This window comes from Rhodococcus sp. 66b (genome assembly GCF_002076325.1).
GTDB classification, from domain to species: domain Bacteria; phylum Actinomycetota; class Actinomycetes; order Mycobacteriales; family Mycobacteriaceae; genus Rhodococcus_F; species Rhodococcus_F erythropolis.
Genome location: NZ_MUZB01000012.1, coordinates 133,698 through 156,113, shown reverse-complemented (window position 1 = coordinate 156,113; position 22,416 = coordinate 133,698). Strand labels below are relative to the sequence as shown.

General features: G+C 61.9%; 24 protein-coding genes and 1 pseudogene. 7 read left to right on the top strand and 18 right to left on the bottom strand.

Features of this window, described 5'->3' with window-relative positions; genetic code table 11:
- The first annotated feature begins 26 nt into the window (after positions 1-26).
- A complete protein-coding gene (locus B0E55_RS22510; protein ID WP_080910499.1) occupies positions 27-515 on the top strand; it encodes a nitroreductase family deazaflavin-dependent oxidoreductase in 489 nt (162 codons plus the stop codon).
- 48 nt (positions 516-563) lie between these two features.
- Here the strand turns inward: B0E55_RS22510 and B0E55_RS22505 are convergent, their stop codons facing one another.
- Positions 564-1,745, bottom strand: a complete 1,182-nt coding sequence (locus tag B0E55_RS22505; RefSeq protein WP_080910498.1) for a GDSL-type esterase/lipase family protein — start codon at positions 1,743-1,745, stop codon at positions 564-566.
- A gap of 106 nt (positions 1,746-1,851) precedes the next feature.
- Here B0E55_RS22505 and B0E55_RS22500 point away from each other — a divergent pair, with 106 nt between their 5' ends.
- A complete protein-coding gene (locus tag B0E55_RS22500) occupies positions 1,852-2,466 on the top strand; it encodes a TetR/AcrR family transcriptional regulator (RefSeq protein WP_080910497.1) in 615 nt (204 codons plus the stop codon).
- Here the strand turns inward: B0E55_RS22500 and B0E55_RS22495 are convergent.
- On the bottom strand, positions 2,453-3,712 hold the full coding sequence (locus B0E55_RS22495) for an MFS transporter (protein WP_097388197.1): 1,260 nt from the start codon (positions 3,710-3,712) through the stop codon (positions 2,453-2,455). The genes B0E55_RS22500 and B0E55_RS22495 overlap by 14 nt on opposite strands.
- A gap of 121 nt (positions 3,713-3,833) precedes the next feature.
- On the opposite strand from B0E55_RS22495, the gene B0E55_RS22490 reads away from it, so the two are divergent.
- On the top strand, positions 3,834-4,775 hold the full coding sequence (locus B0E55_RS22490) for a LysR family transcriptional regulator (RefSeq protein ID WP_080910495.1): 942 nt from the start codon (positions 3,834-3,836) through the stop codon (positions 4,773-4,775).
- Here B0E55_RS22490 and B0E55_RS22485 read toward each other — a convergent pair.
- A complete protein-coding gene (locus B0E55_RS22485) occupies positions 4,767-5,096 on the bottom strand; it encodes a hypothetical protein (protein WP_133053431.1) in 330 nt (109 codons plus the stop codon). The genes B0E55_RS22490 and B0E55_RS22485 overlap by 9 nt on opposite strands.
- Positions 5,097-5,276: 180 nt before the next feature.
- Between B0E55_RS22485 and B0E55_RS22480 the strand changes: the two genes are divergently transcribed.
- Positions 5,277-6,740: a glycoside hydrolase family 5 protein gene (locus B0E55_RS22480; RefSeq protein WP_080910493.1), complete on the top strand. Its 1,464-nt coding sequence runs from the start codon at positions 5,277-5,279 to the stop codon at positions 6,738-6,740.
- Positions 6,741-6,791: 51 nt separating this feature from the next.
- On the opposite strand, the gene B0E55_RS22475 is transcribed toward B0E55_RS22480, so the two are convergent.
- Together B0E55_RS22475 and B0E55_RS22470 are read right to left on the bottom strand one after the other, a co-directional pair.
- Complete coding sequence (locus B0E55_RS22475) at positions 6,792-7,454, bottom strand: GAP family protein (RefSeq protein WP_080910492.1); 663 nt, start codon at positions 7,452-7,454, stop codon at positions 6,792-6,794.
- A 132-nt stretch (positions 7,455-7,586) separates the two neighbouring features.
- Positions 7,587-9,179 carry a D-alanyl-D-alanine carboxypeptidase/D-alanyl-D-alanine-endopeptidase gene (locus B0E55_RS22470; RefSeq protein WP_060939614.1) on the bottom strand — a complete coding sequence of 531 codons (1,593 nt, stop codon included), beginning with the start codon at positions 9,177-9,179 and terminating at the stop codon, positions 7,587-7,589.
- An 86-nt stretch (positions 9,180-9,265) separates the two neighbouring features.
- Here B0E55_RS22470 and B0E55_RS22465 point away from each other — a divergent pair, with 86 nt between their 5' ends.
- The gene (locus B0E55_RS22465; RefSeq protein ID WP_060939615.1) at positions 9,266-10,591 is read left to right on the top strand and encodes a serine hydrolase domain-containing protein; all 1,326 of its coding nucleotides are present in this window, start codon (positions 9,266-9,268) and stop codon (positions 10,589-10,591) included.
- 42 nt (positions 10,592-10,633) lie between these two features.
- Complete coding sequence (locus B0E55_RS22460) at positions 10,634-11,272, top strand: PadR family transcriptional regulator (RefSeq protein ID WP_020969422.1); 639 nt, start codon at positions 10,634-10,636, stop codon at positions 11,270-11,272.
- Positions 11,273-11,514: 242 nt separating this feature from the next.
- Here B0E55_RS22460 and B0E55_RS22455 read toward each other — a convergent pair.
- A pseudogene (locus tag B0E55_RS22455) lies at positions 11,515-11,877 on the bottom strand (VOC family protein); the annotation flags it as partial.
- Between the two features lie 57 nt (positions 11,878-11,934).
- Here B0E55_RS22455 and B0E55_RS22450 point away from each other — a divergent pair.
- The gene (locus B0E55_RS22450) at positions 11,935-12,342 is read left to right on the top strand and encodes a hypothetical protein (protein WP_080910490.1); all 408 of its coding nucleotides are present in this window, start codon (positions 11,935-11,937) and stop codon (positions 12,340-12,342) included.
- Positions 12,343-12,388: 46 nt separating this feature from the next.
- On the opposite strand, the gene B0E55_RS22445 is transcribed toward B0E55_RS22450, so the two are convergent.
- The 12 genes from B0E55_RS22445 to B0E55_RS22395 all read right to left on the bottom strand — a co-directional run bounded on the left by B0E55_RS22445 (position 12,389) and on the right by B0E55_RS22395 (position 22,413).
- Positions 12,389-13,132 (bottom strand): DUF6390 family protein, encoded by a 744-nt coding sequence (locus B0E55_RS22445; RefSeq protein ID WP_020969421.1) that lies wholly within the window; start codon positions 13,130-13,132, stop codon positions 12,389-12,391.
- Complete coding sequence (hypE, locus tag B0E55_RS22440) at positions 13,132-14,202, bottom strand: hydrogenase expression/formation protein HypE (RefSeq protein ID WP_080910489.1); 1,071 nt, start codon at positions 14,200-14,202, stop codon at positions 13,132-13,134. Before hypE ends, B0E55_RS22445 begins: the two co-directional genes overlap by 1 nt.
- The gene (hypD, locus tag B0E55_RS22435; RefSeq protein ID WP_020969419.1) at positions 14,192-15,304 is read right to left on the bottom strand and encodes a hydrogenase formation protein HypD; all 1,113 of its coding nucleotides are present in this window, start codon (positions 15,302-15,304) and stop codon (positions 14,192-14,194) included. Before hypD ends, hypE begins: the two co-directional genes overlap by 11 nt.
- Positions 15,301-15,600, bottom strand: a complete 300-nt coding sequence (locus B0E55_RS22430; RefSeq protein ID WP_020907459.1) for a HypC/HybG/HupF family hydrogenase formation chaperone — start codon at positions 15,598-15,600, stop codon at positions 15,301-15,303. The genes hypD and B0E55_RS22430 overlap by 4 nt, the downstream gene beginning before the upstream one ends.
- A gap of 16 nt (positions 15,601-15,616) precedes the next feature.
- Complete coding sequence (gene hypF, locus B0E55_RS22425; RefSeq protein ID WP_080910488.1) at positions 15,617-17,905, bottom strand: carbamoyltransferase HypF; 2,289 nt, start codon at positions 17,903-17,905, stop codon at positions 15,617-15,619.
- Positions 17,902-18,186: a HypC/HybG/HupF family hydrogenase formation chaperone gene (locus B0E55_RS22420; protein ID WP_019748086.1), complete on the bottom strand. Its 285-nt coding sequence runs from the start codon at positions 18,184-18,186 to the stop codon at positions 17,902-17,904. The genes hypF and B0E55_RS22420 overlap by 4 nt, the downstream gene beginning before the upstream one ends.
- Positions 18,187-18,189: 3 nt before the next feature.
- Positions 18,190-18,684: a hydrogenase maturation protease gene (locus tag B0E55_RS22415; protein WP_069146018.1), complete on the bottom strand. Its 495-nt coding sequence runs from the start codon at positions 18,682-18,684 to the stop codon at positions 18,190-18,192.
- 6 nt (positions 18,685-18,690) lie between these two features.
- Positions 18,691-18,810 carry a DUF6893 family small protein gene (locus B0E55_RS32655; RefSeq protein WP_003942178.1) on the bottom strand — a complete coding sequence of 40 codons (120 nt, stop codon included), beginning with the start codon at positions 18,808-18,810 and terminating at the stop codon, positions 18,691-18,693.
- Positions 18,811-18,874: 64 nt separating this feature from the next.
- On the bottom strand, positions 18,875-20,239 hold the full coding sequence (locus B0E55_RS22410; protein WP_080910487.1) for a hypothetical protein: 1,365 nt from the start codon (positions 20,237-20,239) through the stop codon (positions 18,875-18,877).
- Positions 20,236-20,874 (bottom strand): DUF6084 family protein, encoded by a 639-nt coding sequence (locus B0E55_RS22405; RefSeq protein WP_020969415.1) that lies wholly within the window; start codon positions 20,872-20,874, stop codon positions 20,236-20,238. The genes B0E55_RS22410 and B0E55_RS22405 overlap by 4 nt, the downstream gene beginning before the upstream one ends.
- Entirely contained in the window at positions 20,871-21,491 is a 621-nt protein-coding gene (locus tag B0E55_RS22400) for a DUF5947 family protein (protein WP_021333534.1), read from the bottom strand. The genes B0E55_RS22405 and B0E55_RS22400 overlap by 4 nt, the downstream gene beginning before the upstream one ends.
- 19 nt (positions 21,492-21,510) lie before the next feature.
- Entirely contained in the window at positions 21,511-22,413 is a 903-nt protein-coding gene (locus B0E55_RS22395) for a NifU family protein (protein WP_080910486.1), read from the bottom strand.
- Positions 22,414-22,416: the final 3 nt, after the last annotated feature.

Here is a 22,416-nt window from a genome sequence, read left to right as displayed (position 1 = left end):
CGCCGACAAACTGGAGGTAGCCGACCATGGCACAGACGGATCCAACACCGAGAGATCCCATCGGGAATCACTGCGAACCGAAGTCCGGCGGTCCCGGCGCACTGTCACGGTGGATGCAGCGGAACGCGAACGCCCGCACGAATCGCAAGATTCGGCGCGGGAAGGGCACGTTCATGGGAATGGACGTCCTCATCCTGCACACGGTAGGCCGACGCAGCGGGCAACCCCGAGAGACTCCGCTGATGCACCTGTCCGACGGCAGGGGCGGTCTGTTGATCGTGGCTTCGGGCGGCGGCGGTCGAAACCCGGACTGGCACTCGAATGTGGTGGCGCATCCCGATCGAGTGTCTATCGAGATGCCCGGCCGAAATGTCGTACCAGTCACAGCTCACGAACTCGAAGGCGACGATCGCGAGCATGCGTGGCACCAAGTGGCCACCGCCCAGCCCCGAATCGCCAAGTACCAGAGCAAGTCCGATCGCAAGTACCCGCTGATTCGGCTCACCGTGATGTGAGTGGTGGTGTGAGCCGAATCAGATTGCGCGATTACACCTCGCCGGCGATTACACCTCGCCGGCGAATACACCGCCGTCTGCGAATACACGTTGGGCAAAGCGTTCGCCGATGAGACGATGCGTTGCAGCGTCCGGATGGAGCTGATCGGGAAGCGGCAACTCTTCGTTCTCCGCGGCACCGTAGAGATCACACCCGTCGACGTAATGCAGATTGGGATCATCGACTGACCGCTGGGTTACGATGCGCGCCAACTCTTCCCGAATCGAGCGCAGCGTCAGCTTCCCGGATGCCCGCTCGGCGGGATCTCCGGTGGCAACGAATCGCATTTCGCCTCTGGCAAGAGCGTCGAAGTCGAAGGCACCAGGCCCCGGTGTGTCCTCGTGGATCGGGCAATAGACGGGCGAAACGACCAACAGCGGAGCCACTGGATGACCGTCGCGAACCGTGTCGAGGAAGCCGTGCATTGCAGATGTGAAGGCCCGTAGGCGCATCACGTCTGCGTTGACCAGATTGATGCCCATCTTGATGCTGATCAGGTCAGCAGAAGTGTCGCGCATCGCGCGGGCGGTGTACTGGTCCAGCAGAGCACTGCCACTGAACCCGAGGTTGATCAGATCCACGCCGCCGACGGAGGCTGCAAGAGCAGGCCAAGTGCCGGAGGGACTTTCAGCGCCGGATCCTTGACTGATCGAGCTTCCGTGATGGAGCCACACGCGGCGCTTCGTATCAACCGCGAGTTCGAGTGGCGCGTCGGTTCGCAATGCGACAAGTTCGGTGGTCTCGTTGTGTGGCAACCAGATCTCGACGGTCTTGGATCGCGCGGGCAGCTCCGCGAAACGGATGATACTGACAGGTCCGGACCGCCTCTGAGCGGTACCGGTAGCCATGTCGATCGTCACCGTATTGCCGCCCGTAGCGCTTGCTTGCCCGGCCAGTTCGCCGTCGACGAGCAGGTCGTACACCCCTTGCGGCCTCGGCGGAGCGCCGGTGTAGATCATTTTCGTGGGCAGAGTATCGAGTTCGATGCTCGTGGCGCTGGTTCGGAATACTAGCCGCACTCCGGACGGTTGTGATTGCGCCATTGCCATCTGCCCGTCAGCGAATTGCGTGCGAGCCGTGGCAGGTAGGCGGTGCGTCAGCACACCGCGTTCGGTCCGTTCGATTTCGAGGGCTCCGCGCACGATGTCCTCGGAAATTTCGGTAGTAATCCAGCTGCTCTGGCTGTGCATTTCATTCACCTGAAAATCGTTTACGGAAGTTTGCTACTGCTGATAGTAATTTGCCTATACTCTTTAGGCAACTGGTTTACCCTCCCAACGAACAGGACCGATTGACATGCCTCGCGCAGGACTCACAGCCGACCGCCTCGCGATGGCGGGCGCGGAATTGGCCGACGAGGTCGGCTTCGAGCACGTGACCGTATCGGCAGTCGCCAGGCAGTTCGACGTCAAAGTCGCAAGCCTGTACTCCCACGTGAAGAGTTCGAACGACCTCAAAACCAGAATCGCGTTGCTCGCTTTGGAGGAGATGGCAGACCAGGCTGCCGACGCCGTGGCCGGTCGGTCCGGCCGCGACGCTTTGACCGCCTTCGCGAACGTCTATCGCGACTACGCGAAGGCACACCCCGGCAGGTACGCCGCGTCACAGATGCGCCTCACCCCGGAGGACGCAGCAGCGAGCGCGGGCTTCAGACACTCGCAGATGATGCGATCGATTCTGCGCGGATACAACCTCACCGACCTCGACCAGACTCACGCAGTTCGGTTGCTAGGCAGCGTTTTCCATGGATATGCCAGCCTGGAGTTAGGTGGATCGTTCAGCCACAGTGCGCCGGACAGCGCCGAAAGCTGGTCCAGGATCCTCGAGGCTCTCGATTCGATGCTGACCAATTGGCCCGCTCCGCAGAATCGATTTTCGGTCGAAGCAAACACCTCCATCAGCGAGGCGTAGCGTCCTGCGTTTCCTTCTCCCCAGGCAATCGTCGAGGTTCGGGAGCGCTGCGGACGAGCAAGATCGGCGTAACAAGTAGCAGTACACCGGAAATGACGATTGCAGCGTGTGTGCCAGTGAACACCGCCATTACACCCCACCCTGCGGTCAACAGCGCAATGACGGCTTTGTTGGTCACTGACCAGGCCGTCAGAACGCGGGCAACACGATCAGTCGCAACCCTTTCGAGTCGGTAGGTCGCGAAGATCGGATTGAAAACTCCCATGCAGGCGATCAAGAGGAATTCAACTGCGATGACAACCACGAGTCCGCCGACACCTGGGGCGACGAACACAAGTCCAACTGGCCAGCAGGCTCGCAGGACACCGGAGACGGTCATAACTCTGCGTCGCCCGTAACGCGCGACTAGCCGCGGAGCCAACCGAGCGCCGATCAAGCCACCGAGGCATGGAAGGCCGAATGCAAGGCCGTACTGCCAAGGCGAAAACCCGAGTTCGCCCACGAGCAGAACAACCAGTAGTGGTTCGGTCGCCATTATGAGGGCGTTGACCAACACCGTGTTGAAAAAGAGTGGCCGCAGTTCGGAGTCAGCGAGGATGAATCTCCAACCGTCGAACATCGCCTTCAGATTCGGCGTCGGCTCGTCGCGCCGATCGGGGCGAACCTCCTGTCCTCGGATGGCATACAACCCGACTGCCGAGACCAGGAATGAACCGGCGTTGGCGATCACCGTGACAACCGGACCCAACATTCCGATTGCTCCACCACCCAACGGCGGACCAACTGCGGTGGCGGCCCAAGTCGTGGATTCGAACCGCCCGTTGGCGACCAGAAGTTGCGATGGTTTCAGCAGGTGCTTGAGATAGGCGCCGCTCGCTGCCACGAATGCGATATCGGCTGCCGCAACAACGATCGAGACCAACAGCAGCAGCGTGAATGTCAACCAACCCATGACAAATGCCACCGGGACGCAAATCAGTACACAAAACCGCACAAGGTCCGTCGTGATCATCACTGGCCGCTTGCGGAGGAATTCGACTTTCCCGCCGAGAGGTACTGCAATCACGGCACCGACTGCCAGCCCGGCGGCCGCGAGCATGGACACCTGGAAGGTGCTGACATCGAGAACCTGGATCGCGATGAGGGGTAGAGCACCGAATCCCACCCAGGTGCCGACAGTGCTGGAGACGTACGCGAACCACAACCACCCGAATTCTCGACCAAGTCGCGCGTTTTGAGCTTCCACGTCCACCCCCTGTGACCACCGATATTCGACAACGAGGATCGAATCACAGCTGTGTGACCTGTAGCAATCAACTGCGAGGCGTCCGTGCCACAACCATCGGTGGTGTACATACGATCGGGAGATGGACTTCGACACCGTGCGAACTTTTGTCGTGGCAGCCGATCTCGGGCAGTTTCAAGCAGCAGCAGACGAGCTGTCGATCAGCCAGCAGGCAGCATCCAAGCGGATCATCGCGCTGGAGCGAGAATTGGATGTCCGACTGTTCAATCGCACGCCGAGGGGCGCACAGATCACGATCGACGGGCAGGCGCTTTTGCCCCATGCACGCGAATTCCTTCGAGTCCACGAGCGAGCCGTCGCCTCTGTGCATCCGGGCCGGCGCGCACTGCGGGTCGATGTCCTCAACCGTCGGATCGCGCCCGCCGTTCTGATCCAGGACTTCTACCGCGCCAACCCTGGAATCGACCTCGACGTCGTCACTCTGTCTACCTCGAACGCTGTCGCCGCGATCGCTGCCGTCAGATCCGGCGAGATCGACGCGACCATCCGCGCGGTGATGAAGACGAGCGGTGAAGTACCTGACGGCATCAGAATTACCGGCCTACTCGAGGATCCGCTCCAAGTCTTAGTCGGACCTTCGCACCCCTTCGCCGGCTCACCGTCCGTCACCCCGACTCAACTCGCCGATCACCGGATCTGGATTCCCGGCATCGTCCCAGGCACCGAGTGGTCCGAGTACTACGAGCAACTCTCGTCCACATTCGGTCTCACGATTGATGCGATCGGCCCAAACTTCGGAACCGAGGCACTCCTCGACGCAATCGCCGAATCTACCGAGTTGGCAACACTTGTCGGCCAAGGAGATCGATACCTCTGGCCCGCCGGTTACGACTTGCGACGCATTCCGCTCCGCAACCCAACGCCCGTCTACCCACACTCGCTGATCTGGCGCGAGGACAATGCGCATCCGGTGCTCGGCATTCTCCTCGCCTATCTCGAGAGTCAGCACGAAGCCCGTCGGACAACCGACTCATGGATGCCGACGCCTGCTGTCTCACACTGACCGTTGGGCCTCATCGACGGATTGCGCAAAGGCAGCAAAGACTCGATCGATGTTCTTTCGGTGCTTCCCCCAATCGAGGAACTGCGTACTGAGCGCCGAACTACTCGTGACCGCAACCGCGGACCCACCTGGCGCCGGACGCACCTCGAGCACGACGTGCTCACCCCAGCTCGACAAGCTGATCTTCGAGCTTGACTGCAGTGCTGTTGGACCGATCTGCCTCACGTTGCCGAAGATGGCCGTCAAAGTGTTGTGCCCCAACGCGAAAGCCGACTCGGCCGGAAGGCGAAAGGTATAGATCTGTGTCCGGGAGAGTGCCACGCGCTCAGTGTAAATCACCGCCAGTCCCGCCCAGGCGACGCCTCGTGGGCCAAATTCCAGGTGGAGCGACTCACGTACGCGACAAACTTGCCTATTCAGCACGGTGCAAAGCGCCCCGGAGGAGGCGTTCTCACGCTACCCTCATCTCCGAATTGGACGTTTGTCTAGAAAGGTCACCGGATGCGCGCGCTGTTGCTTGCCACCCTTGCAATCCTGGCTATCCAGATTGCAGCCCCGGCGGCAAACGCTTCACCTCCGGATCCGGGCTGGACTCTCCCCCAACTGACCGTCGCAGATCGAACGATCAAGGACGTCGACGGACGAACGGTGTTGCTCCGCGGCGTGAACGCCAACGGTCTCAATGACTACGCAACCAACGGCACCGGTCTACCCACCGTTACGCCGCTGGGAAGAACGGACTTCGCGCAGATGGCCGCGCTGGGCTTCAACGTCGTCCGACTCAACGTCGCGTGGTCCCTCCTCGAACCGACCCGCGGTGCATTCGACACTGCGTATGTCGACCGGATTCGAGGCGCAGTCCAGAACGCGAAAGATCACGGCATTTACACCGTTCTCGACATGCATCAGGACGCATGGGGCCCGTACGTCGGCACCCCGAGCGACCAGTCGTGCCCGTCTTTCATGGAGCCGGGAGTCGGCTGGGACGGCGCACCGGAGTGGGCAACCCTGACCGGCGGATGGACGACCTGCAACATCGGTGGACTCCGGGAAGCCGCACCGGCGATCGCCCATGCCTTCCAGGCGTTTTACGACGACGAGCAAGGAATCCAGAGTCGCCTCGTGGCTACGTGGGCGCGGTTGGCCGCCGAGTTCAAAGACGAACCAGCGGTGGCAGGATACGACCTTTTGAACGAACCGAATCCCGGGCTGCGCGATCCATTCACCGCCGCTGATCAGATCGGGCAGTTCTACAAGCGGGCCACCGACGCCATCAGACAGGCCGAATCAGGCGGATTTCCGCACCTCGTGTTCTTCGAGCCCAGCGCGATCTGGTCGGCATTCGGCTTCGACGCGCTGCCCCCACGCCAGTACCTGACCGATCCTCTGGTGGTCTTCTCGCCACATCTCTACAGCGAATCGATAACAGTCAGTAGCGAATTCCCCGGAATCGAAGACGGGTTCAAGATCGCCGACCGCGCTGCCGCCTGGTACGACGCCCCGTTGTGGACAGGCGAATGGGGTTGGTTCGGGGATGCCGGCGAGCAGGGAGCAGACGTCGACCGCTTCGTCGACGCCACCGACAACTACCGGATAGGCGGCGCGTGGTGGTCGTGGACACAAGCGTGCGGTGACCCCCACCCGGTTCGGGACGGCAACACCCACCAGCCGCAAGGAAATTTGAATCGCATCGACTGCCCTTCCGGCGAATCACTCGGGCTCGTAGAGGGATTTGCCGGGCCTCTCTCGCGTGCTTATCCCCGAGCAGCGCCCGGCACACTGACGGAGTTGTCGCGCAACGGGTTTACCGGGACCGGTACCGGACAGGTCGAAGCCTGGTACCCCGGCACCGACCGGCCACAGCTCGAGACCACGAATCTCTCCGACGTCCGACTGTCCCCGATAGAAGGCGGCTGGCAACTGATCGGCCACGCCGATGGCGACTACGCGGTGAACTTGGCCTGATAGGACACCCACCTCGGCGGTCCGCGTTCACACCACCTGAAAGAGGGTTTATCAGAAGATTCCGCCGATTCCTTTGCCGATCAGAACAACTCCGACGACCAAGATCAACACGCTCATCACCGTGGTGTTGTTGTCTTGGAGCCAGACCTTGAGCTTGGCCAACGGCTCGCGCAGACGATCGGCAGCCACCAGGTATCCGATGACCGGGATCGCGACCGTTGAACTGGCGATGATCGTGAAGACAAGGACAGAGGCGATCACTCCACTGGTCGCCAGCGACGCCGAGCCGATCGACACTCCCGCCGCAATGCACATCAGCAGATTCTTCGGGTTGATCGCGGCGAGCGCGAATCCTAGGCCCAGCCCCTTGACCGCGGTCATCTCGTCGATGGCTTGCATCCACTTCGGTGTTTCGTGTTCGCCGCTGCGCCCCCGCCACTGCTTGACCCCGAAGGCCAACAGGAGGACACCGAGAGCTAGTTTGATCCACGATACCGTGGCGGACGGTCCATTGTCCGAGGTACCGAGGGCACTGGACAGGGTGACAAAAAGAACTGTGGCAATGAAGATTCCGAGCAGCCAACCCAACGCGAACCCGATGCTGGTGCTACCCGCGCGCTTGGAGAGCAACATCAAGATCGTGGCGATGACGGCTACCGGAGACACGGCGACACCGACAGCTATGGGGAGGAGATCTCCGATAACGGAACCCATGTCAAAACTCGTTTCTCATCGGGACGCAGTCGATACCGCTGCGCGCCAATGCTGACACTCTGTGCGCCTACATCGTTCGTGCCTCATTCGAAAGGGATGAGCGCCCGAACGCCGGACCACTGACTCGCCCCGTCAATTCGTCTGTGCTTGTTGGAATGCAGCGGCAACACCACCGACGTCTCCCCCGACTTGGAACACTCCCCTAGGCAGGTCGGGAAACACTGCATCACTGACGGCGACGACAAACAGAAGTCGGCGATCGTCGGGGGTGATCATGTAACCCGACAACGCTTGAAGAGTGACTATCAACCTGCCGGTGTCAGATTCGACGTCGGCGGATGTTCCCGTCTTACCGATGACCTTCCCCTTTGCCGGACTGTCGGTTCCCACGCCCGACAACGAACCTCGCTCACCGAGTACGGGTTGACCTGCCCAGAACGTATCGGCCCATGGCTGCTGGTCCACCCAGTCGAGCCACTGGAGGACGGCTGCGGGCGTCGATTGTGACGGGTCTCCGCCCTGACCGTCCATGACCACCAGGTCGGATGCTGCAATACCAGCCTTCTCGGCGAGTGCCCGCACGGTGGGCAGACCGTCGCTGCACGACGACGATCCTGTCGCTACTGCCAACAGACACAAGAAAGTGTTCGCGCCCGTGTTGTAGCTTGTCGCGAGAATCATCCCTCCCGACTCCGAAATTGGTGCCGATTGCAGGCTCGCAACCTGTCGACTTCCTGAATATGTCCGATCGACAGGCAGGGCAGCCGTGCTGTTCGTACGAGATACCGATGCAACCTCGATTCCATTGCGTCGCAGTGCTTCTACGAACAGCTGACGCGCCCACGTCGGCGCGTCGGTGATGCGATAGACAGTCAGCGATGTCTTTCCAGCCGGCACGGACCCGGTCACGTTGATCTGGGTGGGATCGGACGGATCGGCCGCAACCTTCAGAGTCGAGTCGCTACCTTCCTCACCCGTGGTGACCTGAGCATCGACGCGGAACAGGCCGTTACCGGGAAGCATGTCGATGGTGGCGGGCTCACCTACCGCACCCGGACTCGCCTGGATATCGACGAGGTTGTCGTTGACGAAAATCGATGGGACCAGGCCTTCGACTGTCGAGTATGTGTCCCACAGACGAGGGTCTACCAGAACGTCGCCGTTTACCCGAGTGATGCCGGCGTCGGCTACTTGTCGTGCGAGATCGTTCAGGCCTGCCAGCGGATCACCGGGCGCGAGAACGGCTCCTGGCAGGGCATCGGCGTAGACGTGGTCGATGCCGTCGGTGGCGAAATCGAATCGGCCTTGTGCGGCGTTGCGCCCACCGAGCGCGAGGTCACCGGAGCCGACCAGCACCAGATCACCGGTAAGGGTGCCCTCGACGGGGAGAGAAGTGGCATAAACGGGGGTGGTGACAGTGTGGTCTACACCAAGGGTGTCGTAGGCGGTGCCGACGGTGAAATGTTTGGTCTGGGAAGCCAAAAACATAGAGCTATCAGCATTGTTGCTGTAAACCACCTCGTCGGTGGCGGGGTCGACCAAGAGATAGGACCACCGAGCCATAGCGTACGGATCGGTGGCCATGATGCGGGCTGCCTCCTCGGGAACCTGTTGCGCCGGAGCCGATGCGGAATCGGAATTCGACGGCTTCGCCGAACATGCGGTGAGGACTACTCCGACGCTGATGAACGCAGCGACGGCGCGAACTGATGTGGTGTGCGGCATGGACGCTCCTGAGGATGCATGACTGATTTGTCGTAATTTACTGCAAAGTGCAGCATGCAGAGTGCAGTATCGCTTAAAGTCCCTCTATGAACCCTTTTGGGAAGTCGACGTCCTTTCACAACGTCAAGACCAGCAAAGTGGCTGTGGCCTGCATCGCTACGGCATTGCTGCTCTCAGCCTGTTCGTCCGCAACCGATTCCGAGTCCCCCTCGTCGTCCCCGCCGACCTCCGCCGGGTCTGCGGACAGCGCCGTCTTGTCTTTCGACAGCGCCGCAATGGATTCCGTCGTCTCCGAGAAGGCAGAAGAGTTCCGTGAGATCGCAATGGTGGTCATGATCACGACGCCGACGCAGAAGTACGTCAATACATGGGGTTCGGTCAGGGAAGGCGTGAACGAGCCTCCCACTCTGGACACCAAGGTTCGCGTGGGCTCGAACACCAAGACCTGGACCGGTACGGCCATCCTGCAGTTGGTCGACGAAGGCAAGGTTGCGGTAACCGATCCGGTCAGCAAGTTCCGCCCAGATGTCCCCAACGGCGACAACATCACCATCGGCGACCTACTCGACATGCGTAGCGGCCTGTACAACTACACCGAAACCCTCGAACTAAACCGGGCGCTCGACGAGCAACCGGAGCGGGTGTGGACACCCGAGGAACTGCTGGCAATGGGGCTGAGCCAGCCGCCGTATTTCGCGCCCGACACCGGTTATCACTACTCCAACACCAATACCGTTCTCCTCGGCTTGATCGCCGAGCAGCTGGACGGCAAGCCGATTCAGCAGATCTTCGCGGACCGATTCTTCGGGCCACTCGCACTCGCAGGGACGTCGTTTCCTGCGAACACCGACACCAGCATCCCGACTCCGTTTGCAGACGGCTACACCTACAGTGGCAACGTCGAAACGCTCGGCGAAGGCAAAGAGGCTCTCCCACAATCTCGCCTCGACGCGATCGCCGCAGGCACCGAAAAACCGACCAACACCACTAGGCACAATCCCTCGTGGACATGGTCTGCAGGTCAGGGAATTTCGACTGCAAACGACATGGCGACATGGGTCAAAGCTCTGGGAACCGGTTCGCTCCTGAGTCCCGCCACACAAGAGTTGCGTTTGAACAGTGTGCAACCCACAGATGGCGAAGGATCCGCAGGATACGGATACGGTATCGCTCAAATGGGTCCGATGTACGGCCACATCGGCGAACTGCCCGGCTACAACTCGTTCATGGGGTACGACCCGGTCAACGACGTAACCTTGGTGGTGTGGGGAAATCTGGCACCCACGGCCGATGGTTTCGCCCCGGCCTCTGCCGTCGCTGCAGCGCTCGTCCCCTTCATCTACGGCAAGCCCGCTCAGGACACATCCGACGACATCGCCGACACCGAGGATGCAAACGGTGAAGGGAAGTAGCACTTGTAGGCTCGGATGTAACCGCGGAACGAAGGGAGCCATGTGGCTCAGCGTGATCTCACACCTACCTCGTACATGATCCTGGGACTGCTGACGGTCAAGGACTGGTCGGCATACGAGATCGCCGAACAGGTCGGACGCGGGGTCGCCGAGTTGTGGCCCAGCGCAGACCGACAGCGATACAACGCCCCCAAAATTCTGCTTGAACGCGGTCTGGTCACGGCGAGCACGGTAACGAAAGGCACTCAGCGCTCCCGCACGGTCTACTCCATCACCGACGAAGGCCGCACAGCGCTGAGTGACTGGCTCGCCACCCAGGCCACACCCCCCGCCTTGCAGTTCGAAGGCATGATCCGCGTGATCTTCGCCAACCAAGGCACGATCGCCGACCTGCGGACCAACCTGACCACCATGCGCGAACAGGCAACTCGGTCCCGAAGTCTGTTCGTCTCACACGCACAACGGATTTCGGCCCCCGAAGCCGGCACACTCCCCCAGCAGAATCATCTGATGGCACTGGCCAACCGGTTCATGATCGGCCACTTCAACCACATCGCCGAATGGGCCGACTGGGCGCTGGAAGAAACTGCTGACTGGCCCGACACAGTGCAACCGGCAACAACCCACCGAAAGCGCACCGTCTCCACCCTCGCTCACTCGATAGACGACGGAAGTAGCTAGATCCTCCTCGAAAGCCATCGGACGCCGGTCCGACACCTTCTCGAATCCAGTTCGATCAGCGATCTTGAAGAGAACAGTCCGACGGACGCGGACCGCGGACGAACGATCAGAGAAAGCGGGACCCGCAACGTCCGGTGACGAACACCGATTCCAAGTGCACGGCGGGGAAGGATGTCGACAGCCGGCGGAGGCAGCACTGGACGACATTGAATCTGGAGTAATTTCTCCTCGGAGTGGTTGGTTCACGGGTAGACGGCGATCTCGATAAGGTTTCCGTCGGGGTCGCGACAATAGTGCGAGACCATCTCGCCGAGGGCACCCAGTTTGGTCACGGGCCCGTCGAGCACCTCGACCCCACAGTTCTCCAGGTGCTCACGGACAGTTCCAGGCGACGCAAGAGTGATGAAGCACAAATCCTCGGAACCTGCTGGCTCGACGGCGCCGGTGGTCCAGGCCGGGTCTTGCTCCGCCGATCCGAGAGGCCTCGGATTGATCTTCTGATCTCCGAACTTCAGTGCAGTGCGTACCGTGGGGCCGAATATCTCGATCGTCATTCCGAATACCTTCGCGTACCACTGGGCGGTGGCGTCGACGTCACCCCGCCGCCGATTGAAACGCGAAACGGCACCGAATCGCCGGTCAAGCGACTAGCGTCGAATCGTATGACTGCACTCAACGCTTTTGCACGTACCGGTGCCGCGGTCTTTGCGGCCCTTGCGATCTCCGGCGTGATGATGCCGGGTACCGCGGCAGCGGCGCCGAGCACGGTTCCGTTCCAGGTCGACCCTTACGTCCCGCTCGTCGACTTGCCCACTCCCCACCTTGCAGCGATCGTCGGCGAAGAACCGGGCGCCGCCGTGCTGCACGTGCAACGCGCACCCGGCGACGGAAACCCCCACTCCGCGGTCGTCCACTGGCTCAGTCTCGGCACCGGAGCGTACGGATCCGCATCATTTCCGACACTGGATGCACAACCCGTCACCATTCGTCCGGGCTCGGGTCAGGTCGTCGCATACGTCGATCCCCAGGCGATCGGAACACCGGGCCTCGGAACCTTTTTCGTGCCCTGACACCTGCGTATCCTCCAGACAGTGGTCCCTGCTCTGACCGGGCCTGTCACGTCGACAGCATCCGGGTCGCGATCCGCAATGCCGAGTCTTCCGCGGCATCCAATGCCCGTGATTGCTCTGACGTGATGTTGTCACACAGCCAATCCCAGTGCATCGTCACCAAGGCGCCCTGGACGGGCGTCGGTGCGAGTGAGCGGCCGTCAACGCTCCATCGCACTCGCTGCGTCACCGGCGTGCCGCGTACGAGTTGCTCACCGTCGAACTCGAGCGGGGACGAAACCACCAACGCGTGCTCCTCACTCACGTCCTCGACCACTCCCCATCTGATCCGGCAGTTCTGGAGGACGGACAGTGGGACCGCACCGCGCTTCCGAAGAAGCTTGACCCACGGATACACCAGAAATACGTGAAAACTGTGGTGCGCGAGCGCGCGGTCCCGATCCCCGAGGGCAGGGAGAAACCCGGTGTTCTCGCGTTCACCGAATGCCGCCCTCAAGTGCTGCAACAACGCCCCCGAATCAAGCGAGTCGAGGAGATCACCTCCTACCCAATAGGCTTCGATCACTCGCGGATCGAGAGGATCGTCGATGCCCGCACTTGCGGCCAATGCCTCGAGGTACGGCCACGCACCGTCGAATTGACGAGCGCGATCACGGTCGCCGCTGCCCGAGTTGCCGCTGGCCAGACGAAGCAGCACTGAAGGATCGTCGGGTCCGCAGTAACCCAACTCGTTCGGCGGATACGCGTAGCGGGCAAACAATGCCGGCCCGTTCATACCGACGGCAGTCATCAGCAGATCCGCGGAAGTTGTTCACCTGCCGGCAAATCCACTACCCGATTGCCTCCCAATGCCGTACGCGCCACCACCATTCCGCGATGTTCGGCCACGCACTCCCCGATCACGGCAGCTCCCGCACTCAGCGGATTACCGCGCATCGCTTCCAGAATTCGGTCGGAGTCTTCTCGCGGAACGAAGGCGATCAACTTACCCTCGTTGGCGACGTACAAAGGATCCAAACCGAGTAGCCCACAGGCGTCGCGCACGTCAGCGGGAATCGGCAGATCTCGTTCCACCAGCGCAACACCGATGTTCGACGCTTGAGCGATCTCGTTGAGGGTGGCGGCAACTCCGCCCCGGGTAGGGTCGCGCAAGACATGGATGTCGACGCCGGTGGCAATCATGTCGGCGACCACGCCGTTGAGCGACGCGCAATCACTGCGCACCTCGGTCCCGAATTCGAGACCTTCGCGACAACTCATCACGGCCACCCCGTGAACACCGATGTCGCCGCTGACGATCACGACGTCACCCACTTGTGCGCGAGTGGGGTTGATGTCCACCCCGTCGGCGACAATCCCGATTCCCGCGGTGTTGATGAAGACTCCGTCGCCGTGACCGGCATCGACAACTTTGGTGTCACCCGTCACCAGTCGAACGCCGGCAACGTGCGCAGCCCGCCCGAGCGCCTTCGCGATCGCCGCGATGTCGGTCAACGCGGTCCCTTCTTCGAGGATGAATGCCGTCGACATCACCAAGGGTTGTGCTCCCGCCATCGCCAGGTCGTTCACCGTTCCGTTGACCGCAAGATCGCCGATCGTTCCGCCGGGAAACACCATGGGTTTCACGACGTACGAGTCCGTTGAGAAGGCGAGCCGCACCCCGCCGATGTCGAATACAGCCGAGTCGCCGAGCTCGGCATCGGCAGCGCTTCCGAACGAGGGCAGGAACAGATGCTCGATGAGCTCGGCGGACATCGCTCCCCCACCGCCGTGTCCCATGACGATGTTCGGCGAATCACGCAGCGGCAGTGGGCACACCCATGCCGACAGGTCCACGACCGCGGTCTCCTCAGCCGGCATGACCCGCCTCCTGCAGTTCCAGGCGTCGGTACAGGTAGTACGCAGCGCACGCCCCCTCGGACGACACCATCGTGGCACCGAGTGGATTCCGCGGAGTACATTCCTTCCCGAAGGCACTGCACTCGTGTGGCTTGATCAAGCCTTGCAATACTTCACCGGACCGGCAGACACTCGACTCGTCGGTGTGGATATCGGTCACCGAAAAACGTTCTTCCGCATCAAAATACGCATACTTCGGCGCCAGCTGCCAACCACTGTCCGGGATCGATCCGATGCCGCGCCACGTCCGGTCCGACACCGCGAACACATCCTCGAGCATCGCTTTCGCTGCGGTGTTGCCCTCCGCCGTGACAGCACGGGCGTAGGCATTTTCGACCTCGTGTCGACCCGATTCCAACTGCAGCACAGTCTTTCTGATGCCTTCCAGGAGATCCAGCGGCTCGAATCCGGTGACGACTATCGGGACCTTGTACTTCTCGGCGAGGGCCGGGTACTCCGACGTTCCCATCACACTGCACACATGCCCGGCCGCCAGAAATGCCTGCACGCGGCACTCTGGCGAGTCCATTATCGCGGCCATTGCCGGCGGAACCAGAACGTGCGAGACGAGCAGCGAGAAGTTCTTGATACCCAGGCGATTGGCCTGATAGACGGTCATGGCGTTGGCCGGCGCTGTGGTCTCGAATCCGATCCCGAAGAACACCACTTGCCGGTCCGGATTCTCCTTGGCAATAGTCAGTGCATCCAACGGTGAGTACACCACGCGAACGTCGCCGCCGGCGCTCTTGATCCGGAACAGATCCGACGAACTCCCCGGAACTCGCAACATGTCCCCGAATGAACAGAAAATGACATCGGGCTTTGCCGCGATTTCGAGAGCTTTGTCGATGATCTCGAGCGGCGTGACGCAGACCGGGCAACCAGGTCCGTGAATCATCTCGATCTGCTCTGGGAGTAGTTGATCGATGCCGTGCCTGATGATCGAATGTGTCTGACCACCACACACTTCCATGATCGCCCATCGGCGCGTGGCCAGCGCGCGGATCTGATCCAGCAGTTTGCCGGCCAGTTCCGGATCGGAGAACTCGTCCAGATACTTCATGATTCCGTCTCCTTCGGTTCGATCCCGGCGGCCCGGGCAGCCCTGGCGAACCCGTCACCGAATTCCTCTTCGAGTACGCCGAGGTGTTCGAATTCCGCCAGCGTGCTGCGCGCGGATTCCTCGTCGAGTCGTTGGATGGCGAATCCGACGTGCACCACGACGTACTCGCCGACTCGGGCGCCCGGAATGTATTCGAGGCACACTTCTTTTCGGACGCCTCCGAAGTTCACCACCGACATCGTCGTTCCGTCGCGTTCCTCCAAGGACTCGATACGTCCTGGTACGGCTAGGCACATGGCACAACTCCTGACCTCATGACGAACTCCCGACCAGCACTTGGCCGTAGGCGAGACCACCGTCGTTCGGTGGTAACTGCAGTCCTGTCAACGGCGTGAATCCGGCTTCTCCGAGCAGGGCACACGCCCGGACGAGCAGGAGAGGGTTCTGAAACACACCTCCGGTGAGAACTACCTCGTCCACTCCCGCCAGTTCCCGGCCACGGATTGCCCACTCGAGTACGAGGTGCGCGACGGATTCGTGGAAGCGCGCGCCGATCACGTCGGCGGGCACCTTCGCTCGGAGATCACGGACAACGGCCCGAATGACCGACCGCGGATCAGCTGTCCAGGAATCGTCGTCCGACTGCACCCAGTCGAAGGTGTACCGCGACGGGGCGCAGTCGACTCCCCTCGAAATACCCTCCAGTTCGATGGCGGCCTGCGCTTCGTAGTCGACGCTCTGACGAACCCCGGTCAGCGAGGAGACTGCGTCGAACAACCGCCCCATGCTGGAGGTGTCCACACACCCGAAACCGGTTGCCAACTGGTGAAGTAGGACCGACTGCTCTCGCGGCGGACAGGCTGCCACCGGCGCGAGGTCGGTTTCCCAGTCCAACCCGGCATGCCAGAGGTGGGCGAGCGCCATTCGGTACGGTCGTTCCACTCCGGCATCGCCCCCTGGCAGCGGTACGTATCCCAGATGCGCGAGACGGCGATAACCCTTGTACGTCGCCAGCAGCAATTCCCCTCCCCACACTGCGCCGTCCGCCCCGTAACCGGTGCCGTCGAACGCTATTCCGAGAACCGGTTCGCTCCCGTCCCGGCCGTTCTCCCCCATCACGGAAGCCACATGTGCGTGGTGATGCCCGACGACGCGCACCGGTCGGTCGCCACTACGACTGCGAGCCCACGAGGACGAGCGATACCGAGGATGCTCGTCACAGGCAATCTGGTGCGGCACTACTCCGGTGATCGACTCGAAGTGACTCTCCGAGGCAGCAAAACTGTCGAGGACAGCGAGGTCGCCCATGTCTCCGATGTGCTGACTCGGCCAGACATACGCACCCTCGGCAAGACAGAAGGTGTTCTTCAGATCGGCCCCGACCGCCAAGGTGGGCGGTAGATCGAACGGCGCCGCAACGGGCAGCGGTGCATATCCGCGCGAGCGACGAAGCAACTGTCGTCCACTGCCGACTATTCGCATCACCGAGTCGTCACACGGCATCAAGATCGGACGGTTGTGGGTCAACACCCCGTCGGCCAGGTCACCCACCCGTTCGAGATCGTCGTCGGAGTACAGAATTGGCTCGCCACCGATGTTCGCCGACGTCATCACCAACGCCGCGGGGCCCGCAGCGTCTCCCGCCAACCCGAGAAGAAGATGCTGAATCGGATTGTAGGCCAGCATGATTCCGATGTCCGGAATGCCTGGGGCAATCGAGGGAGACGGCGTGTATCCAGACGCTTTGGCAACCAGCACTATGGGACGCTCGCGCGAGGACATGGCATCGGCCTCGGCATCCCCGACCACACCCAGCGCTCTGGCTTCTCTCACATCGCGCACCATCACCGCCAACGGCTTGCTCGGTCGATGCTTGCGGTCACGCAATTCGTGAACCACGCGATCATCACGCGCATCGCAGGCCAAGTGGAATCCTCCAATTCCCTTGACAGCAAGAATCTTCCCGTCTCGTAGCAGCGATCGGGCTCGTAGCAGTGCACCCTCGCCGGTCTCCGTGGGCGCGTCGCCTTCCACGAACGAAAGCGTTGGACCGCACTCCGGGCAGGCAATCGGTTGCGCATGAAACCGGCGGTCGGAGGGATCCACGTACTCCGCCGCACAGTTCGCGCACAACGGGAACCGCTTCATCGTCGTAGCGGCCCGGTCGTAGGGCATCGACTCGATGATCGTGAATCGTGGACCACAATTGGTGCAGGTGATGAAGGGATGACGATATCGCCGATCGCTCGGATCAGTCAGCTCCCGCAGGCAGTCGTCGCAGATCCCGACATCGGCCGGCGCCAAGGTTCGCCCGACCGCCCCCGCATCCGTCTCGATGATGCAAAACCCCTGACGACCTAGCGGCGGCGAGTCCTCGCGCTCTATCGACTCCACTCGTGCCAGCGGTGGGGGGCGGTTTCGCACCCGAGCGACAAACGCATCGATTGCCTCTCCGTCGCCTTCGATGTCGATCACGACCCCGAGAGCAGAATTTCCCACCGAACCCGACAGTCCCAGTTCGGTCGCAGTCGCGTGAACGAACGGCCGGAATCCCACACCCTGGACTACGCCACGAACGATGACACGGCTGGCGACCATCATGTCCCGACCTCGCCGGTACGAGTACCGGACTCGTCGATCTCACCGTCTTGACCACGGCCCATCAGTTCGAGGCCGGCCCGGGCGCGCTGTGCTCCCTGTTCGTCGACCTTCTCGACTGCAAAGCCCATGTGGATCACCACCCAGTCACCTGCCGTGACGGTGCCTTCGTCGAGCATCCCGATGTTGACCTTGCGCGGTGCACCTTCCACGTCGACGAGGGCGAGTTGACCGCCGTATCCGTCCAGTAGTTCGCGTACCCGTCCCGGAATCCCCAGACACATGACTCACACCTCCGGCCCCAAAGTGGTGGCATCACAATCCACGTCGATCGACCGGACGAGTGCCATCACCGCAGAGGCGGCTTGCCCTACCGAATCACGCATCTCTGTGCTCAATCCGATTCCGTCGCCAATCGATTTCGCGTGTGCCCCCACCACGAACGTCCGCGGGAGTGCTCCGCCGAGGGCCTGCAGGCTGGCAAACACCGAACTCGGATGCATCGAGTGTGCGTCGAAACCTCCTTGCGAGCCTTCACTTTCGGGATCCACTTCGATGATCGCAAGCTTCCCCGGAACTCCGGTCACCGGTAATGCGTCGATCAGCACCAGCGCGTCCCACGACTCCAACAAGTCGTATGCGAGATGCACACCACGAATCCCGTAGTCGACCAGGCGAACCCCCGTCGGGAGATTCTCATGCTGCAACGCTCGAACAACTTCGGGGCCGAATCCGTCGTCTTCGAGAAATATGTTTCCGACGCCTGCAATCAGCACGCGCACAGTGCTTTACATCTTTCGCATTCGCAGATAGCGCTGGATGTCCGGCATCGACACCACCAGAACGATCGCGGCTGCGATCGCGGTGGCGCCGAGAAGTGCCGTCGACAGCAATCCCATGCTCCTCATGGCGGGTTCTCCTCTCGATAGCAGTGAAGTCCGACAGCTGTGAAGTCCGACAGCGTGAAGTACGTCAACTCGCGCCGTCTCGCGGCACCGGCTCTATCTCGTCCGGCGCGAAGTACAGGTAGCGGCCGTACCAGTTATGCAGATCGGCGGCCGGGTCGTCCAAGAGCGTCACCCCAACATGAATGTCGCCGTCCACGTCTTCATGAATGGTGGCGACGTGGGCGATCCGGCCGTCGAAGAACAGGTCCTGAGCATCAGCGCGATGTGAGGGGTGAAGCCGAACCGTACTTCCACCGCAGACGCGGACGCCGTTGATCAAAACTGCGTCGGTGCGTGGTTGAACGCTGGTGTCGGCTTCCGGCGTCCACCAGTCCACGCCGTCAGGCACCTCGGGTATCAGATCAGAACCGGCAATCGAATCTCGCAGCACGCCGTGCAGGCCGGCTAGATCGTCGGCCGTCAAGCTCTCACATCGATCGATGATGTCGGCAGCTTTCGAGTCGGTAGCCCGCGCCCGCGCCTTTTCCTCTTCGGTCATGGCCAGAATTCTCAGCGTGAGAATTTCGTCGATCTCCGTCGAGTCGAACAGGGATCCTTCGCTCTGCGGCGCAATCTCGGGAAAGTCGTACAGGATGATCGGTGATACCAGAACGGTGGGCGATGTACCGGGGTGAGTCGGATCCTCGGTCCCCGCAAGCACTGGATAACAGCGATTTTGGCGCAGCGGCTCCGAGTGATCTGGTTCGTCGAACAACGACACGAACTTCGAGCCTGCGCAGGTCAAAATGACGTGAGTGCCGATCATCGACTGCGCCGTGGCCGTGCCCTTGTCCCTCATGTCGACGCTCGTGTCGTTCATGATGCTCACGGAGATCACCCTGCGTCTGTCCCCGGCGGAGGCGTTCAATTCCAAGCAGCCGGTCACCGGAAGGCGTGTCCGAACGACCCGTCCGACTACCCGGCCCCGAGAATCCGCCAGAGTCTCTCCGTCGACAACTCCCGCCGCACAGAAGGATTCTTCGACGCCGGCCTCGAGTTCGTCCAGACCCCACGGACCCACGACGATCTCGGATTCGGTGGCTTCGTCCCACGAGATCGCCTCGTGCCCGTCGACTACCAACCGATCCACCGGAATCCACGCGCCGCCGGCGCCGAGTCGTTCAACCGTCCGCGACTGGTGGTGCAAAAATCTCACCGTCGCCGTTACTTCGGCGCCGTTCCGCTCGAGTTCGCCGAGCAGACATTGGGCGGACATCGACGGTTCCTCGCCGACTCCGTCACCGGCGGCGCCGGGCGGTCCGAGAACCCCGAACTGCCAACGGGATTGATTCTTCGCCGAGCCGGCCCGGTAAGGATAGAGAAGATATCCCTCGTACAGGACAGCGTCGGCCACGGCCCGAACGTCGTGATCCATCTCAGTTCGGGTCATCGGGGCACCTCGCTCGCCGTGAGCAACTGCCGCACGGCTGAATCGAGGTCCGTGAAGCCGTGCGCTGCCTTGAATCGCACGAGATCGGCAATCGTCTCATGGTCGAGGCGTACCCAACCAGAGGCCGGATAATGCGTGGCCATCAGCTGTTTCCACACGTCGACCGGCAATTCGTAGGCAGCAGATCTGTCCCACGGGATCTGCTGTACCGAGAAACCGCGCTGCCCGTCGGTGAATACGGTTCCGCTCAGTAGAACCACGATCGGAATCGTTCCGTCACGGAGTGCGTGCATGTACTTCGACGCCGTCACCGAGAAGTCGTACGTACACGCCATGGGTAAGGCCGCGACCGTTGTTTCCGTGAATCCCTGAACGACCGCGGAACACTCCATCCACAAGAAGGTTCGCAGCGTACTCGACCAACGCTCCCGCGGACCGAACAAATCGCGCAGGGCGTCGCCTTCCTCGTCGGAGTACGGCCGGCGGTGCGGTTCGATTCGAACCTGTGCGCGTAGAGCGACTGCTCGGACGGTCGCGCCGGTAGTCTCCGACATCCTCAGTCTCACCGTCAGATTTGGTGTAACCGCATACGGTTCCACCTCCACGTTGTCGACCGAGAAGTCGAGGACGGTCATGCCGACCTGCTTCGCGCCTCGACGCGCCCGAAGAACTCGTCCACCGCGCGCGCTGCATCCTGGCCACCGTCGAATCCGCGCCACACGGTGCGCAGCCTGCCCACCAGCTCGTAGCAGGCGTCGATGGGAACAACGAAGCATCTCGGCGATTGTCCTGACGTGGGCACCGAGACAATCAACGCCTCGACGTCGGCCCGCATCTGCGAGAGCCCCGGATTCTCCGCGAGCACAGTCTCGAACGAGTCGATGGGCAGCTCGGATTCGGTAGCTCCGGCAGGTCCCGGATAGAAGACTATGTACTTGTCGAGGAGTGAGTTCCGAAAGAAGAATGCCAGTCCGACGGGGATTTCCAGGGACTCCCACCGGCCAGGGCCGAGGTCGAAGTCCGGAAATTCGAGATACCGATCGGGAACCGCCTTGTATCGAAGATCCGCGTCGACCGGCGCAAAGAGCAGATAGCAGGGACGGCACACGCACATCAGGCTCCGGACCTGTACGTCCACGACGTGTTGGTGTTCGTCACCTATGCCCGCCGCGCACATCTCACACAGCGGCCCGGTCGGAACGGCGCGCGTCGAGGCGATTCGCGTGAGCACCTCTCCCACAGTGGTTTTCATGACCAGGCTTCGTCCACGGCTAGGTCACCGGCAACACGGAATCGTCGGCAAGCGCGACCGAGAGCACACCGTCGCGAATAAGCACCGGCAGAGGCGCCAGGTGCTCGGAGCCGGTGCCGACCCGCGCACCCGCTCCGTACAGGCTGAAGTGGGCAGAGCAAGTCGGACAGGTAAGGACAGCGGCGTCTCGGACAGGAAGGCCCATCATGCGTTCGAGCACAGCCCCCGCCATCGAATGGTCACATACGGGGCAATGGTCGCGATACGCGTACAGATCGTCACCGGAGCGGCAGACCAACAGATCGGTATCCGATACCCGGAAGCCCGCGACCTCACCCGCGTCGACTTCGGCAAATTCGGGGACCTCCACCCAGTGCGCGCCTCCCCCTTCGGCGTGTACGTGCGAGAACAGGGACTCGACCGAGATCACACCCGACTTCAGCTCGTGCGAATCCGGTGTCTCGACGTCGATTCCGGTGGTCTCGGGTGCCGCCGCCCGCACCGCGTCCTGGACCGCGGTTTCGAGGGTCACCGACGACGAAGGGCAACTGTTACAGCTTCCGAGAAGCCGTAGCCGCACCACGCCGTCCGCCACCTCGATCAGTTCGACGTCCCCGCCGTGCGAGCCGAGGTACGGACGCACGCTGTCGAGCGCAGTGCGTACGCGGGTCTCGACGTCGTGCGGGTGAAGTCCGTGCACCAGTAGGAGGCTCGACACCAGATCGTCGCGAACCATCGCATCCATCATGGCCGGATCCGCCAGCGCGACGGTGCGTTCGAGTGCGGCGCCGTACAACTGCACGACCTCGCGCACCAGTTGCTCGGCGCGATTCCTGGCCACCGGGCCTGCACCGGCATTGGCCTGCAACAACGTCTCGATGCGTTCACCTGCTCCGCGCCAGTAGTCGGCCGATTGCTCCATCGA

Coding starts and splice junctions, on each gene's coding strand:
- B0E55_RS22480 (WP_080910493.1), top strand. CDS start 5,277: ATGCGCGCGCTGTTGCTTGCCACCCTTGCAATCCTGGCTATCCAGATT.
- B0E55_RS22445 (WP_020969421.1), bottom strand. CDS start 13,132: ATGACTGCCGTCGGTATGAACGGGCCGGCATTGTTTGCCCGCTACGCG.
- B0E55_RS22400 (WP_021333534.1), bottom strand. CDS start 21,491: ATGAAAACCACTGTGGGAGAGGTGCTCACGCGAATCGCCTCGACGCGC.
- hypD (WP_020969419.1), bottom strand. CDS start 15,304: ATGAAGTATCTGGACGAGTTCTCCGATCCGGAACTGGCCGGCAAACTG.
- B0E55_RS22465 (WP_060939615.1), top strand. CDS start 9,266: ATGAACCCTTTTGGGAAGTCGACGTCCTTTCACAACGTCAAGACCAGC.
- B0E55_RS22420 (WP_019748086.1), bottom strand. CDS start 18,186: ATGTGTCTGGGGATTCCGGGACGGGTACGCGAACTACTGGACGGATAC.
- B0E55_RS22505 (WP_080910498.1), bottom strand. CDS start 1,745: ATGCACAGCCAGAGCAGCTGGATTACTACCGAAATTTCCGAGGACATC.
- B0E55_RS22510 (WP_080910499.1), top strand. CDS start 27: ATGGCACAGACGGATCCAACACCGAGAGATCCCATCGGGAATCACTGC.
- B0E55_RS22395 (WP_080910486.1), bottom strand. CDS start 22,413: ATGGAGCAATCGGCCGACTACTGGCGCGGAGCAGGTGAACGCATCGAG.
- B0E55_RS22470 (WP_060939614.1), bottom strand. CDS start 9,179: ATGCCGCACACCACATCAGTTCGCGCCGTCGCTGCGTTCATCAGCGTC.
- B0E55_RS32655 (WP_003942178.1), bottom strand. CDS start 18,810: ATGAGGAGCATGGGATTGCTGTCGACGGCACTTCTCGGCGCCACCGCG.
- B0E55_RS22475 (WP_080910492.1), bottom strand. CDS start 7,454: ATGGGTTCCGTTATCGGAGATCTCCTCCCCATAGCTGTCGGTGTCGCC.
- B0E55_RS22450 (WP_080910490.1), top strand. CDS start 11,935: ATGACTGCACTCAACGCTTTTGCACGTACCGGTGCCGCGGTCTTTGCG.
- B0E55_RS22405 (WP_020969415.1), bottom strand. CDS start 20,874: ATGACCGTCCTCGACTTCTCGGTCGACAACGTGGAGGTGGAACCGTAT.
- B0E55_RS22430 (WP_020907459.1), bottom strand. CDS start 15,600: ATGTGCCTAGCCGTACCAGGACGTATCGAGTCCTTGGAGGAACGCGAC.
- B0E55_RS22410 (WP_080910487.1), bottom strand. CDS start 20,239: ATGACCCGAACTGAGATGGATCACGACGTTCGGGCCGTGGCCGACGCT.
- B0E55_RS22490 (WP_080910495.1), top strand. CDS start 3,834: ATGGACTTCGACACCGTGCGAACTTTTGTCGTGGCAGCCGATCTCGGG.
- B0E55_RS22500 (WP_080910497.1), top strand. CDS start 1,852: ATGCCTCGCGCAGGACTCACAGCCGACCGCCTCGCGATGGCGGGCGCG.
- hypF (WP_080910488.1), bottom strand. CDS start 17,905: ATGATGGTCGCCAGCCGTGTCATCGTTCGTGGCGTAGTCCAGGGTGTG.
- hypE (WP_080910489.1), bottom strand. CDS start 14,202: ATGCCGGCTGAGGAGACCGCGGTCGTGGACCTGTCGGCATGGGTGTGC.